The sequence below is a fragment of the Mesorhizobium sp. GW821-FHT04C10 genome (genome assembly GCF_059420305.1).
Map to the genome: position 1 here is coordinate 3,796,435 of NZ_JBWKTL010000001.1, position 13,283 is coordinate 3,809,717.

Consider the following 13,283-nt stretch of genomic DNA (forward strand, 5'->3'; position numbering starts at 1 on the left):
GCTCAAGCGAGTGATGCGCGCGGGCGTTCACGCGGACCGCGCCAACGCAAATGGTCCGGCTGCATCGCTTCGGCGGATGAGGCTCGATAGAAAAGATCCCTTCGCTTGCAGGAAGGCATGCAGGCGTTGCGGATAGTCCGGCGCCACGGCGTTCCTGATCGACGGTCGATCGTTCAAGGCTTTCCGCCAGGCTTGGACGCGCGGCTTGCCGTCCAGGATGCCGAAATCGCCGATCCGGTCGAAAGCGTCGAGATATCTGAAAACCGGCCCGTACACCGCATCGACGAGCGAGAATCGGTCGCCGCCGAACCATGGGCCGCTCCGGTCGGCGTTGTCAGCCAGTTCGGCTTCGAGGCGCTCAAACATGGCGGACAGCGCACCGGATTCGGCAAGGAAGCCCGCTTCGGCCGGCGCTGAATAGAAGCGACCGATGGCGTTGAGGATGGCCGAGCCGTATTCGATCCAGGCACGGTGCCGGGCACGAGCGTAGGGGTCGGCCGGGTGGAGAGCGCCGGCCTGCGTTTCCTCCAGGAATTCGAGGATGACCGCGGATTCGAAGAGCACTGTCTCCCCGCCCTCTTGCGGAACGCGCAGCAGCGGCACCTTGCCGAGCGGCGAGATCGCCTTGAACCACACAGGCTTGTCGGCGAGGTCGATGTCGACACGTTCGAACGGCACGCCTTTCTCGGCCAGCGAGATCGCGGCGCGTTGGACATAGGGGCACAAAGGGTGGCTGACGAGGACGAGTTTGTCGGACATGATTTGCCTTTCGATAATCAATGCAATTGCATCTATGTAGATGCGTGTGCATTTATCGTCAAGCTTGATGCATCTGCATCTATCACCTAGGGTGGCTTATGACCGAAAAAGCCACGCCTTCTCCGGAAGCCATCAAGGCCTGGGCTCGCCTGATGCGCGTTTCGCGCCAACTGGTGGAACGTGCCGAAGACGCCCTGAAAGAGGGCGGCCTGCCGCCGCTTGCCTGGTACGACGTGCTGCATGAACTCGCCGAGGCGGGCGAGGGGAGCTTGCGGCCGTTTCAATTGATCGAGCGCACCCTGTTTGCGCAGTACAACATCTCGCGGCTGCTGGCCCGGCTTGAGGCCGACGGATTGGTCGAGAAGCTGCCGGTGGCCGATGACGGCCGAGGCCAGACCATCCGCATCACGGCCAAGGGGCGCGAGACGCGCCGCCGGATGTGGGCCGTTTACGGGCGGTCGATCGCCGAACTGGTTGGCGCCAGGCTCTCGCCGGACGAGCTGAACATGGTGTCGGCACTGCTTGGCCGGCTGCGCCATCCGCCTGCCGGCGATTGAGCATAGGCGCTGCGTGCGTCGCGCGGATAGTTGCGGATATTTTTCGTCATGTCCCCTTGCGCCGAGCATCGGATTGCGCAATATGCCGAACCGTAACGTACGGTACGGCTTCTGGGTGACCCCAAGGCCTCTGCCTTTGAACGGGAACAGAGCGTGTTGCTGGCAAACGCCGACATCGACAACAGCCAGGCGCTGACGGAGCGGCAGAAGGCCGTTCTGGATGCGGCTTTGCGGCTGTTGGTCGAGGAGGGCGATCATCTGACCATGACCGCGGTGGCGCGGCGGGCCAGTTGTTCCAAGGAAACGCTCTACAAGTGGTTTGGCGACCGTGACGGGTTGCTGACGGCGACGGTGCAGTGGCAGGCCTCAAAGGTGCGCGTGGCTTCGGTTGACGGCAAGGGGCTCGACCTCGCCTCGCTGACGGCAAGCCTCGAGCGCTTCGCCTCCGACTGGCTCAAGGTGATCTCCAGCGACACCTCGATCGCGCTCAACCGGGTGGCGGTCGGCCATGCCGGATCGGGTAAGGACAATCTCGGCGCTGTTGTGCTGGAGAACGGCCGTTTCGCGCTGGCGAGGCGGCTGAAGCCGGTGCTCGAGGCGGGGCGCCAGGCCGGACTTTTGGAATTCACGGATGCCGAGACGGCGTTCCGTACCTTTTTCGGGCTGGTCGCCCGCGACGTGCAGATCCGCCTGCTGCTCGGCGACCGGCTGGAATTGACTGAGGCGGCGATCGGCGGCGATGCCGCGCGGGCGACGCAGCAGTTTCTCGCTCTTCATGGAGCAAAAACCGGGCCACAAAGCCTCTGATTTAAAAACGGGAAGGAAGACAAAATGCGTGTTTATTACGATCGTGATGCCGATCTCAACCTGATCAAGGGCAAGAAGGTCGCCATCATCGGCTATGGCAGCCAGGGCCGGGCACATGCGCTCAACCTCAAGGACTCCGGCGCCAAGGAGATCGCCATCGGCCTCAAGGCCGGCTCGGCGACCGCCAAGAAGGTCGAGGCCGACGGGCTCAAGGTGATGAGCGTGGCCGACGCCGCCAAATGGGCCGACCTGATGATGATGGCGACGCCCGACGAGCTGCAGGCCGACATCTACAAGAACGAGATCGCGCCGAACATCCGCGATGGCGCGGCGATCGCCTTCGCGCATGGCCTCAACGTGCATTTCGGCCTGATCGAGCCGAAGTCGACCGTCGACGTCGTCATGATCGCGCCGAAGGGCCCGGGCCACACGGTGCGCGGCGAATACCAGAAGGGCGGCGGCGTGCCGTGCCTGGTCGCCGTCAACCAGGACGCTTCGGGCAATGCGCTCGACCTGGCGCTCTCCTATGCCTGCGGCGTCGGCGGCGGCCGTTCGGGCATCATCGAGACCAATTTCCGCGAGGAATGCGAGACCGACCTGTTCGGCGAGCAGGTCGTGCTGTGCGGCGGCCTGGTCGAACTGATCCGCGCCGGCTTCGAGACGCTGGTGGAGGCCGGCTACGCGCCGGAAATGGCCTATTTCGAGTGTCTGCACGAGGTCAAGCTGATCGTCGACCTGATCTATGAAGGCGGCATCGCCAACATGAACTACTCGATCTCGAACACCGCCGAGTGGGGCGAGTATGTCTCGGGCCCGCGCATCATCACCGCCGAGACCAAGGCCGAGATGAAGCGCGTGCTGAAGGACATCCAGACCGGCAAGTTCACGTCGGAATGGATGCAGGAATACCGTGCCGGCCTGTCGCGCTTCAAGGGCATCCGCCGCATGAATGACAGCCACCAGATCGAGGAAGTCGGCGCCAAGCTGCGCGCGATGATGCCGTGGATTTCCAAGAACAAGCTGGTCGACAAGGCCAAGAACTAAGCGACATCCACATCCTTGTTTGCGCGTTGTCGGGCTTAGCCCTGCGGATGCGCAACCGGTCGACAAGGCCAGTACTCGAGCGAAATCAGCTCCATCAAGACAGAAACGGCGCCACGTGGCGCCGTTTCTCATTTCCGGATCATCGGGCTAACTCAGCTGTAAGGCGAGTAGCACTGCTGGCGCGGGCCGTTGTAGGGCTGGAACGTGTTGTCCCAGGAGCGATACGACCGGTAGCGGTTGTAGCACCATTGGACATGGGCGTTGGAAAGCCGTCCGGCGCGATAATGGCGGCGGGGCGGCGGCGCATAGTAATCGTAGTTGTTGTAGTTGTTGTACATGCTGCCAAGGCCGAGCCCCAGGCCCAGGCCAAGGACCGCGGCGGCGCCGTCATCATAGTAGCCGCCGTGGTAGTGGCGGCGGCCATGGCGCCAACGCCAGTCGTCGCCGCGATTCCAGTTGCCGCCACCATTCCAGTGCCGGTTTCCATTCCAATTCCGGTTTCCGTTCCAATGGCCCGACCGGCGCCAGCGCCAGTCATTGTTGAAGCCACGGTTGTTGTTATTGCCGCCCGCCCAGCTGTCGCGGACAGGCGTGACCGTCGGTGCCGCGGTGCTGGTGGGAAGCGACAGGTTCGGCTGCAGGATCGGTCCGGCGGCCGACGGCGCCGTGATGCCGGAGACAATGCCGAGCGCTATCAGCCCGGACTTGATAGTGGAAGAAAAGAGCGAGTTCATTGTACTCTCCAAGAGATACAGGCCCCACGCCTACCCTGGAATGGGCCCAATGTGGACGTTTGCGTCTGAACGGCGGATGAACGGAAAGGTTCCGTCAACCATGGCGCGAATGCCGTCAGGACCAACCGATCCCTGCTTGTGGTCCTGCGATCTTGTTTTCTGGCGCTCTTGCAGGCAAAGGTCAGGGCATGTCGCTGCGCCTTGCCACCTTCAATGTCGAGAACCTGATGAACAGGTTCGATTTTTCCGGCTATCGCAACCAACTCAACGAGGATCGGACGCTGGCGCTGTTCGATATCCAGAGCGAGGCCGAGTACAAGATGCTGGAACAGGCCCGCGCCATCGCGCAGTCCGACGACACGCGCCAGCTCTCGGCGCTGGCGATCGCGGCCACCCGGGCCGACATCATCTGCATGCAGGAGGTCGACAACATCGAGGCGCTGAAGGCCTTCGAATACGGCTATCTCTTCAAGATGGTGGGGCAGGGCTACCGGCAGAAATACACCACATCGGGCAATGATTCGCGCGGCATCGACGTCGCCGTGATGATGCGCAACGAGACCGCGCAGGGACAGCCGATCGAATTCGTGCGCATGACCAGCCATGCCTATGTCACCTACGAGCAGTTCGGGCTGCATACGCCGGAACTGGCGGCCCTCGGCAGCCAGGCCAATGAACGCATCTTCCGGCGCGACTGCCTGGAAGTCGACATCACCGTGGGCGGCCTGCCGCTGACGCTTTATCTCGTGCATTTCAAGTCCATGGGTCCGCCACGCAACGGGCTGGACGGACGCGAGGCGACGATGCCGGTGCGCGTCGCGGAGGCGCAAGCCGTGCGCCGGATCATCGAGGAGCGCTTCGGTGGGGACCATGCCGCCGACAAGCGCTGGGCGATCTGCGGCGACATGAACGACTACCGGCAGCGCGTGAAGATCGCCGGCGATGATGTCGACGGCTACCGTTTCGAGGTGGTCGACGAGAACCAGTCCTGCATCAACGTGCTGACGGCAGGCGGCTTCTGCGAAAACGTCATCGAGCGGCGGCCGGAAATGAACCGCTGGACCTTCTATCACACACGCGGGCCTGAAGAGCGGCATCTCTGCCAGCTCGACTACATCCTGCTCTCCAGGGGACTGGCGGCGAAGAATGCCACCGCCGTTCCCGACATCATCCGCAACGGCCAGCCCTGGCGCACGATCTTTCCGGCGGGCCAGGAGGTCGAGCGCTTCCCGCGCGCCGGCTGGGACCGGCCGAAAGCGTCTGACCATTGCCCGGTGGCGATCACGCTGGACATGGCTTGATACAGGGACTGGGGTTTGATTGGCATGAGTTTCGACCTGCCGCGCAATGTCATCCTGGCGGTCGATGCCGTCGACGTCCGGCTCGACCCCGGCCCGCATCCTTTCGCCAGGGATAATGCGGCGGCGATCGTCGAGAACTGGCAGCGCGAGATAGCAGCAAATCCCGCGCTGTTCGACGGCACGGTGGTGCTGCTGTCGCAACTTGCCTGGCGCGACAACCGCCTCGTCGGCCGCTGCCATGCGGTCAACTACTCCACCTTCATGCTCTGGCGGAAGCGGCCCGAGAACTCCGGCGCCGAGCACGCCTATGCCCATGCCGTGCTGGTGGCGGGCGACAATGCGCTGGTGGCGATCCGCATGGGACCGCAGACGGTCAATGCCGGCCGCGTCTATTTCGCCGCCGGCTCGTTCGAGCCTGTCGATTTCCGCGACGGGATGGTCGATGTCGATTTCAACATGATCCGCGAGGTGCGCGAAGAGACCGGCATCGACCTGTCGAACGCCAGGCGCGGCGTGCGCTGGCACGCCCTGTCGACGGCAAGCGGCACGGTGATTTTCCGCCGCTATCATGTCGATGAGCCGGCCGATGAGGTCGCGCGCCGAATCTCGGCCTTCGTTGCCACCGAAACCGATCCGGAAATCGAGGGGCCGGTCATCATCCGTCACGCCGCCGACCTGCCGGAGGGGCTGTCGCCGCACATGAAGCCGCTGATCGAGTGGCATTTCGCCAACAGCTAGATTGTCGTTTCCGCCCGCCAGCTTCTAAACTCCCCTCGGTTTTGACGAATCGGCGGGGGCCGCATGCTGTCAGTCTTTGAAATCGCCGCGCTGCTGTTGACGTTGTCGGCCCTGTTCGGCTGGCTGAACCTGCGTTTCCTCAAACTGCCGCATACGATCGGGCTTTTGATCATGGCGCTGGCGGCGTCACTGCTCCTGCTTGCCCTGGAGAAGATCGCGCCGGGTCTCGGCATCACGGCCACGCTGCAGAATGTGATGCAAGAGATCGATTTTACCTCGGCGATCATGAACGGCATGCTGTCGCTGCTGCTGTTTGCCGGCGCCCTGCATGTCGATTTCGATCTGCTCAAAGGGCAGAAATGGGCGATCACCCTGATGGCCAGCATCGGTGTCGTCATCTCGACGGCGGTGGTCGGGGTAGCCTTGTGGTTCGTGGCTGGCGGGCTTGGCTTCAACGTCCCCCTGCCATGGGCCCTGGTGTTCGGCGCGTTGATTTCGCCGACCGATCCGGTCGCCGTGCTCGGCCTGCTCAAATCCATCAACGTGCCGGAATCGATCAAGGCCAAGATCGCCGGCGAGTCCTTGTTCAACGACGGCGTCGCGGTGGTGGCGTTCGGCGTGCTGCTGGCGGTGGCTGTCGCGACCACGGGCCAGCACCGGCCCGACCTTTGGGACATTGGCGAACTGCTGCTGCGTGATGGGCTGGGCGGTGCGCTGTTCGGGCTCCTGACCGGATGGATCGCCTATCGCGCGATGCTGGCCGTCGACGATCACATCGTCGAGATCCTGATCTCGCTCGCCGTCTGCATCGGCACCTACACGCTCTGCAACCGGCTGCACATTTCGGGGCCGATCGCCGTGGTCGTCGCGGGCCTTTTGATCGGCAACCATGGCGCCGAGCATGCGATGAGCGAGACGGTGGAGGATTATCTCTTCGCTTTCTGGGAGGTGGTCGACGAGATGCTGAATTCCGTCCTGTTCCTGTTGCTCGGACTGGAAGTGCTGGTGCTGTCGTTCGATCCCTCGCATGGCTGGATCGTGCTGATCGCGATCCCGATCGTGCTGGCCGGGCGCTTTGTCTCCGTCTGGATTCCGATCTCGCTGCTGGCGGTACGCCAGACCTTCTCGGCAGGATCCATTCCCGTGTTGACCTGGGGCGGCCTGCGCGGCGGCGTTTCAGTGGCGCTGGCGCTGTCCTTGCCGGACAGCGCGGCCAAACCCGTGCTGCTGACAGCGACCTACGCAGTGGTGATCTTCTCGATCATCGTCCAGGGACTGACGATGAAGTGGGTGATCGGCAGGACGACGGACCCGGCCAGCGTGTAGCTTGCCCGGTTTTTCACAGGCCTTGTCAGCGCGGCGTGTTGTCCTGCGCCGCGCAGGCAAGCGTCCAGGGTTGGGAATAGCCGTCGAGCTGCTGCTTATTCGTGCCGCAACGCGTCGATCGGATCGAGCCTGGCGCCGCGCAGGGCCGGGAAGAAGCCGAACACCATGCCGATCAGTGCCGAAAAGCCGACAGCGAGCAGGATGACCGCCGGGCTTGGCGCGAAGGGGATGGTCAGCGTCACGGAGGCAAGGCCGGCCAGCGCCAGGCCGATCAGGATACCGATAATGCCGCCGAGCAGCGACAGCACCGTGGCCTCGACCAGGAACTGGATGAGGATGTGCTTTTCATGCGCGCCGATGGCGAGCCTGATGCCGATCTCGCGCGTGCGTTCGGTGACCGAGACCAGCATGATGTTCATGATGCCGATGCCGCCGACCAGAAGGCTGACGCCGGCGACCGCGCCAAGCATGCCGGTCATGGTGGTGGTGGCGCTGGCCATGGCGTCGGCGATCTGCGTCATGTCGCGGATGGCGAAATCGCTCTCGCGGTCAGGCGTGACGCGGCGCGCATCGCGCAAGATGTCCTCGACACGTGGCTGCAACTCGCTGGTCGGTGTGCGGTCGTCGGCGGCGATGTAGATGTTGTCGATGTCGCGATTGCCGGCGATGCGGCGCTGATAGGCGTGCAGCGGCATCAGCACGACATTGTCCTGGTCCTGGCCGAAGCCAGTGTAGCCCTTGGGTTCGAGCAAGCCGATGATCTTGCACGAAGTACGGTTGACGCGGATGATCTCGCCCTCCGGGTCGCCGGCGCCGAAGAACTGCTGGCGCACCGTCTCGCCGATCAGGCACACGCCGGTGCCCGAGCGGGTTTCGGAATCGCTGAACGGGCGGCCGGACACCAGCTTCCAGTCGCGTGCGTCGAGATAGGCGCTGTCGGTGCCGGTCACGCCCGAGGTCAGGCTCTCGGTGCCGAAGATGACGCGGACCTGCTTCTGCGAGGCCGGCGAGATGGCGCGCGCGCCGGTGAGATGCGCGACCAGTGCGGCAAGGTCCTTCTCGGCCAGCGGCCGCACCACCTGGTCGAGCCCGCCCGGGCCGCCGGGACCGGCCGGGCGACCGGCACGGACGACCAGCAGGTTGCTGCCGAGCTTGGAAATGTCGGCCTTGACCTTCTGCGTGGTGCCGGAACCGATGGTCAGCATGGCAATGACGGCGGCGACACCGATGACGATGCCGAGCAGCGTCAGGAACGAGCGCAGCACGTTGCGGCGGATCGAGCGCAGCGAGAGGCGGACGGTTTCCCAGATCATGGTCAGGCCACCTCGACATTCACGGTGTCTGATGCGACGTGGCCATCGAGGAAGCGGATGGTGCGTTCGGCATATTCGGCGACGTCGGCCTCATGCGTGACCATGGTGACGGTCAGGCCGAGCTCCTTGTTGAGCTTCGTCAGCAGTTCCATGATCTCGTGCGTGCGGGCGGTGTCGAGGTTGCCGGTCGGTTCGTCGGCGACGAGCAGCGTCGGCCGGGTGACGATGGCGCGCGCGATGGCCACGCGCTGCTGCTGGCCGCCGGAAAGTTCCGCCGGCGTATGATGCTCGCGGCCGACCAGGCCGACCTGGGCGAGTGCTTGCATGGCGAGGTCGCGCCGCTCGCGGGCGGCCACGCCCCGATAGATCAGCGGCAGTTCGACATTTTCGGCGGCCGTGGTGCGCGCGAGCAGATTGTAGCCCTGGAAGACGAAGCCGACATAGAGGTTGCGCAGCATGGCGCGGCGGTTGCGGTCGAGCCGGCCGGCGTCGACGCCCATGAAGGAGTAGGTTCCGGCCGTCGGCGTGTCGAGGCAGCCGATGATGTTCATCGCGGTCGATTTGCCGGAGCCGGACGGCCCCATGATGGCGACGAATTCGCCGCGCCTGATGGCAAGGTCGACGCCGGCGAGCGCATGGACCTTGGCTTCGCCCTGGCCATAGCTCTTCCAGACCTTGTCGAAGGTGATGAGCGTCGCGCCCGCGGCCACGGCCGTCAGCTCCGCGGCTGCGAGGCGGTGATGACCTGCGCGCCTTCGTCCAGGCCGGATGTGATCTCGGTCAGTTCGCCATCGGTCGAGCCGATCTTGACGTTGACCGGATGCGGCCGGCCATTCTCCAGCACATAGAGCGTGCGCGAGCCATCGGTCGGGGTTGTCGCCTGCCGCTGGCGGTTGCCGCCCGGACGACCCATGCGGCCGGTGAACAGGTCGCTGAGGCTCCATCCACGCGCGGCCTGCTGCGCCGGGCGGTAGCGGAAGGCGGAGGAGGGCACGGTCAGCACGCCCTTCGCCTCCCTCGTGACGACCGAAACGGTGGCGGTCATGCCGGGCCGCAACAACAGCTCGTTGTTGTCGACCTCGAGCCGCGCATTGTAGGTGACGACACCGTCTGTCGTGACCGAGGCATAGGAGATGTCGCGGATCTCGGCATCGAACAGCCGGTCGGGGAAGGCATCGACGGTGAAACGGGCATGCTGGCCTGTCTTGACGGCGCCGATGTCGGCCTCGTCGACCGCCGCCACCAGCTCCATGTTCCGCAAATCCGCGGCGATGACGAACAGCACCGGCGCCTGCAGCGAGGAGGCGACCGTCTGGCCGGGGTCGACCGAGCGCGTCAGCACGATGCCGTCGATCGGGGCATAGATGGTGCTGTTCGCAAGGTCCGTCTGCTGCGATTTGAGATCGGCATTGGCGATGGCGAGATTGGCCTGGGCGCTGTCAAGCGCCGCCTTGGAGCGGTCGCGCGTCGCGGTTGCCGCCTCGAGCGACTGGTCGGTCGCCATGCCACGCTTGGTCAAGGCGGCCGCGCGCACCAGCGCGCTTTCGTTTTCGGCCAGCGTCACCGTGGCGTCTTCGACATTGGCTGCCGCCCCTTTCGCGGAAGCCTCGGCCCGTTCGATCTGGACCTGAAGCTTGGCGGTGTCGAGGGCCGCCAGCACGTCGCCTTTCTTCACCTGCTGGTTCTCGTTGACCGAGACCGAGCGTATGATGCCGGAAAGCTGGCTGGAAATGTCGACCTGGGTGAGCGGCTGCAGCGTGCCCGTCGCCGAAACCTGGACGGTGAGGTCGGCCTTGGCGGCCGGCACGGTGGTGTAATCGATCCTGGCGGGCGTGGCCGCATACCATTGATAGAGGCCAAGACCGGCGGCAAGCACGATCAAGGTCAGCAGCGCATAGAGCCAGCCACGCCGGCGCGTCTTGCGCAGACCTTGTCGGTCGAGCCCAAGCGCCGTCTCGATGGCGGAATCCGATTCCGTCTTTGGCAGATTGACAATCTGGTCCACGTCGGACCCCTATGATGCGTATGTCCCTATCTGTGCACAGATCAGGCTTACCGGTTCAAATATCAAATTAAATTTCGCCCATGTTGGGATTGAGGCAGGAATGCAAACCCGGAATTACTTGCTTTACGATGTGTTTACGACCGAGCGACTGGCCGGAAACCCGCTGGCCGTGGTGTTGGATTGCAAAGGTCTGGACACGGCGGCGATGCAGGCCATCGCGCGCGAATTCAACCTGTCCGAATCGGTCTTTGTGCTGCCGCCCGACAATCCCAAGCACAAAAACCGGATCCGCATCTTCACGCCCGACTATGAAATGCCGTTCGCCGGCCATCCGACGGTGGGATCGGCAATCGCGCTTGCCGAGCTGGCCGGCGAGGGCGGTGCCGGCATCTTCGTGCTGGAAGAGAACATCGGCCCGGTGCGCTGCGCCGTCAGCAGGCACGATGGCAACACCTTCGCCGAGTTCGATCTGGCGAAACTGCCGGAACCGCTGAAGCTCGAGGCCGATCCGGAAGCGATCGGGGCAGCCCTTGGCCTTGCGCCGCACGAGATCGGCTTCGAGAATCACCGCGTCTCGTTCTGGTCGGCCGGCGTGCCCTATGTGACCATTCCTGTCGCCAATCTCGAGGCGGCGGGCCGCATCCGGCTGGACAACCAGGCCTGGTCGGAACTGGCACCGCGCAAGAGCGAATGGGCCTTCGCCAGCCCTTATGTCTATTGCCGCGAGACGGTGAACCACGAAAGCGCCTTTCATGTCCGCATGATCGTGCCCGGCACGCCTTCCTATGAGGATCCGGCGACGGGTTCAGCGGCGGCCGCCTTCGCCGGCGCCATCATGCATTTCGACGGCCCGACGGATGGCATTTCACAGCTGTGGATCGAGCAGGGGCTGGAGATGGGCCGGCCGTCTCGCATCCGCCTGGAGCTCAATGTCGAAGGCGGAAAACTGGCCTCGGCGCGCATTGGCGGTAACGCGGTCAAGGTGGCGGAAGGCAAGCTTTTCGTGTGACCATCTGCGTCACTTCAGCGATTTGTCGGGAAATGATTCCGGCAGGGCTAGACATGGCCGATGGTGGCGGCTATATGCCCGCCAACGCCGGTTTTTGCCGGCCGAGTGGGTGCGTAGCTCAGTTGGTAGAGCAGCTGACTCTTAATCAGCGGGTCCACAGTTCAATCCTGTGCGCACCCACCAAATTCCTAGAAGACTTGGTGGAAAGACCCTGAAAAGCGAGACGCGTGTGGCGCGTCTCGGGCCAAGTGCTGCGGCTTTTCAACCAGCAACGCTATTTCGTGCTCATGATGATCTAATTGCGTGCAAAAATGCGGCTTAGAAATCGGCCGAACCGAAAAGCAATGTTCTTTTCTACGCTTTCAGCTTCGCTGGCGTCAGTTCCGCCTTTCCCGCCCGAGAAATCGCTGATGAGCCACCAGAAGAAAACCAAGGAAAACAACGAAAATCGCGGTGTCGATCGGGCCGTGGCTGGAGTATCCATCGCGCCGAAGCACAATGGCAAGCACAACGGCAATAGCCACCGCAGCGGCGGCGGGATGGAGTTTTTTCATCCGCCAGATCTATTCGAGAATCGCCGTAGCAGGAAGATGCCACTCCTGCCGGTGACGGGAGCGGGTTCACGGACCCAACCGCAGAAGTCCGAAGCTACTTCTCCGAGACCCCAGCCTCGGCAAAGCTCGCCATTCTCGCATGACACTCCAGTGCCGAGCGCACGATGTTGACGGCGAGGCAGGCGCCCGAACCCTCACCGAGCCGCATGCCGAGATCGAGCAGCGGCGGCAGGCCGAGCGCTTCGAGCAGGCCGCGATGGCCCGATTCGGCCGAGACGTGGGCCGCGATTGTGTGGGCCAGCCCTGTCGGGTGCAGCCTTGCCAGCGGGGCGGCGGCGGCGGTGCAGACGAAGCCGTCGAGCAGCACGGGAATGCCGAGATGACGGGCGGCGAGCGTGGCGCCGAAGATGGCGGCGAGTTCTCGGCCACCGAGTGCCGCGGCAACGCCCAGCGGATCGGCAAGGGCGGCTGCGTGGCGCTTGAGGCCGGCTTCGATGGCGACAACCTTGCGCTTCAGGCCGGCATCGTCGACGCCGGTGCCGCGCCCGGTCCATTTTTCCGCGCCCCCGCCGAAGAGGGCCGCTGAAATGGCGGCAGCCGGCGTGGTGTTGCCGATGCCCATCTCGCCGAAGCAGATCAGGTCGAGATCCTTCGTCACGGCGTCGTAGCCGGCCGACACGGCGGCGAGGAAGGCTTTCTCGTCCATTGCCGGCACTTGCGTGAAGTCGCCCGTAGGATGGTCGAGGTCGAGCGGGATGACATCGAGTTCGGCGCCGGCGATGCGGGCGAGCTGGTTGATGGCGGCACCGCCGCCGGCGAAGTTCGCCACCATCTGCACTGTCACTTCGGAAGGGAAGGCCGACACGCCCTGCGCGGTGACGCCGTGATTGCCGGCGAAGACAAACACTTTCACGCGGTCGAGTTTTGGCATGTCGCGGCCCTGCCAGCGCGCCAGCCATGCGGCGATGGTTTCCAGCCGGCCGAGGCTGCCTTGCGGCTTGGTCAGCGTATCCTGGCGGCGGGCAACGGCCTTTGCGGCGGTATCGCTGCCGGCGGGCAGGTCGAGGCAGGCGGCGCGCAATTCATCGAGGGATTTGAAGGGCATGGGGGCAAGGTCTCCGGAAGAGAATCAGGTC

14 protein-coding genes and 1 tRNA gene are annotated in these 13,283 nt (G+C 64.2%); 8 read left to right on the plus strand and 7 right to left on the minus strand.

The features are described 5' to 3' along the window. Positions 1 to 27: 27 nt before the first annotated feature. Positions 28 to 759 carry a glutathione S-transferase family protein gene (locus AC07UC_RS18345; RefSeq protein ID WP_494906966.1) on the minus strand — a complete coding sequence of 244 codons (732 nt, stop codon included), beginning with the start codon at positions 757 to 759 and terminating at the stop codon, positions 28 to 30. Between the two features lie 98 nt (positions 760 to 857). Between AC07UC_RS18345 and AC07UC_RS18350 the strand changes: the two genes are divergently transcribed. From AC07UC_RS18350 to ilvC, 3 genes are all read left to right on the plus strand, one after another. After that, a complete protein-coding gene (locus AC07UC_RS18350; RefSeq protein ID WP_494906967.1) occupies positions 858 to 1,316 on the plus strand; it encodes a MarR family winged helix-turn-helix transcriptional regulator in 459 nt (152 codons plus the stop codon). 153 nt (positions 1,317 to 1,469) lie between these two features. Beyond that, positions 1,470 to 2,123: a TetR/AcrR family transcriptional regulator gene (locus tag AC07UC_RS18355; protein ID WP_140775896.1), complete on the plus strand. Its 654-nt coding sequence runs from the start codon at positions 1,470 to 1,472 to the stop codon at positions 2,121 to 2,123. 24 nt (positions 2,124 to 2,147) lie between these two features. After that, on the plus strand, positions 2,148 to 3,167 hold the full coding sequence (gene ilvC / locus AC07UC_RS18360) for a ketol-acid reductoisomerase (protein ID WP_010910140.1): 1,020 nt from the start codon (positions 2,148 to 2,150) through the stop codon (positions 3,165 to 3,167). Positions 3,168 to 3,319: 152 nt separating this feature from the next. On the opposite strand, the gene AC07UC_RS18365 is transcribed toward ilvC, so the two are convergent. Further along, positions 3,320 to 3,901 (minus strand): BA14K family protein, encoded by a 582-nt coding sequence (locus AC07UC_RS18365; protein WP_494906968.1) that lies wholly within the window; start codon positions 3,899 to 3,901, stop codon positions 3,320 to 3,322. Positions 3,902 to 4,089: 188 nt separating this feature from the next. Here AC07UC_RS18365 and AC07UC_RS18370 point away from each other — a divergent pair, with 188 nt between their 5' ends. The 3 genes from AC07UC_RS18370 (at position 4,090) to AC07UC_RS18380 (ending at position 7,266) form a co-directional block, all read left to right on the plus strand. Continuing rightward, positions 4,090 to 5,202, plus strand: coding sequence for an endonuclease/exonuclease/phosphatase family protein (locus AC07UC_RS18370; protein WP_494906969.1), 1,113 nt, complete (start codon positions 4,090 to 4,092; stop codon positions 5,200 to 5,202). Positions 5,203 to 5,226: 24 nt separating this feature from the next. Then, positions 5,227 to 5,940: an NUDIX hydrolase gene (locus tag AC07UC_RS18375; RefSeq protein WP_140775899.1), complete on the plus strand. Its 714-nt coding sequence runs from the start codon at positions 5,227 to 5,229 to the stop codon at positions 5,938 to 5,940. Between the two features lie 63 nt (positions 5,941 to 6,003). After that, on the plus strand, positions 6,004 to 7,266 hold the full coding sequence (locus AC07UC_RS18380; RefSeq protein ID WP_140775900.1) for a cation:proton antiporter: 1,263 nt from the start codon (positions 6,004 to 6,006) through the stop codon (positions 7,264 to 7,266). Positions 7,267 to 7,361: 95 nt separating this feature from the next. Here AC07UC_RS18380 and AC07UC_RS18385 read toward each other — a convergent pair whose 3' ends face one another. The 3 genes from AC07UC_RS18385 to AC07UC_RS18395 are packed head-to-tail and all read right to left on the minus strand — an operon-like array spanning position 7,362 to position 10,584. Further along, positions 7,362 to 8,579, minus strand: a complete 1,218-nt coding sequence (locus tag AC07UC_RS18385; protein WP_140610448.1) for an ABC transporter permease — start codon at positions 8,577 to 8,579, stop codon at positions 7,362 to 7,364. Between the two features lie 2 nt (positions 8,580 to 8,581). Further along, positions 8,582 to 9,289 carry an ABC transporter ATP-binding protein gene (locus AC07UC_RS18390; RefSeq protein WP_494906970.1) on the minus strand — a complete coding sequence of 236 codons (708 nt, stop codon included), beginning with the start codon at positions 9,287 to 9,289 and terminating at the stop codon, positions 8,582 to 8,584. A 5-nt stretch (positions 9,290 to 9,294) separates the two neighbouring features. Next, on the minus strand, positions 9,295 to 10,584 hold the full coding sequence (locus AC07UC_RS18395) for an efflux RND transporter periplasmic adaptor subunit (protein ID WP_494906971.1): 1,290 nt from the start codon (positions 10,582 to 10,584) through the stop codon (positions 9,295 to 9,297). A gap of 100 nt (positions 10,585 to 10,684) precedes the next feature. Here AC07UC_RS18395 and AC07UC_RS18400 point away from each other — a divergent pair, with 100 nt between their 5' ends. Then, positions 10,685 to 11,593 (plus strand): PhzF family phenazine biosynthesis protein, encoded by a 909-nt coding sequence (locus AC07UC_RS18400; protein ID WP_494906972.1) that lies wholly within the window; start codon positions 10,685 to 10,687, stop codon positions 11,591 to 11,593. A 107-nt stretch (positions 11,594 to 11,700) separates the two neighbouring features. Continuing rightward, positions 11,701 to 11,776, plus strand: a tRNA-Lys gene (locus AC07UC_RS18405). 194 nt (positions 11,777 to 11,970) lie between these two features. Here AC07UC_RS18405 and AC07UC_RS18410 read toward each other — a convergent pair. Continuing rightward, positions 11,971 to 12,147, minus strand: a complete 177-nt coding sequence (locus tag AC07UC_RS18410; RefSeq protein ID WP_494906973.1) for a hypothetical protein — start codon at positions 12,145 to 12,147, stop codon at positions 11,971 to 11,973. A 94-nt stretch (positions 12,148 to 12,241) separates the two neighbouring features. Further along, positions 12,242 to 13,252 (minus strand): nicotinate-nucleotide--dimethylbenzimidazole phosphoribosyltransferase, encoded by a 1,011-nt coding sequence (gene cobT / locus AC07UC_RS18415; RefSeq protein WP_494906974.1) that lies wholly within the window; start codon positions 13,250 to 13,252, stop codon positions 12,242 to 12,244. Positions 13,253 to 13,283 lie beyond the last annotated feature (31 nt).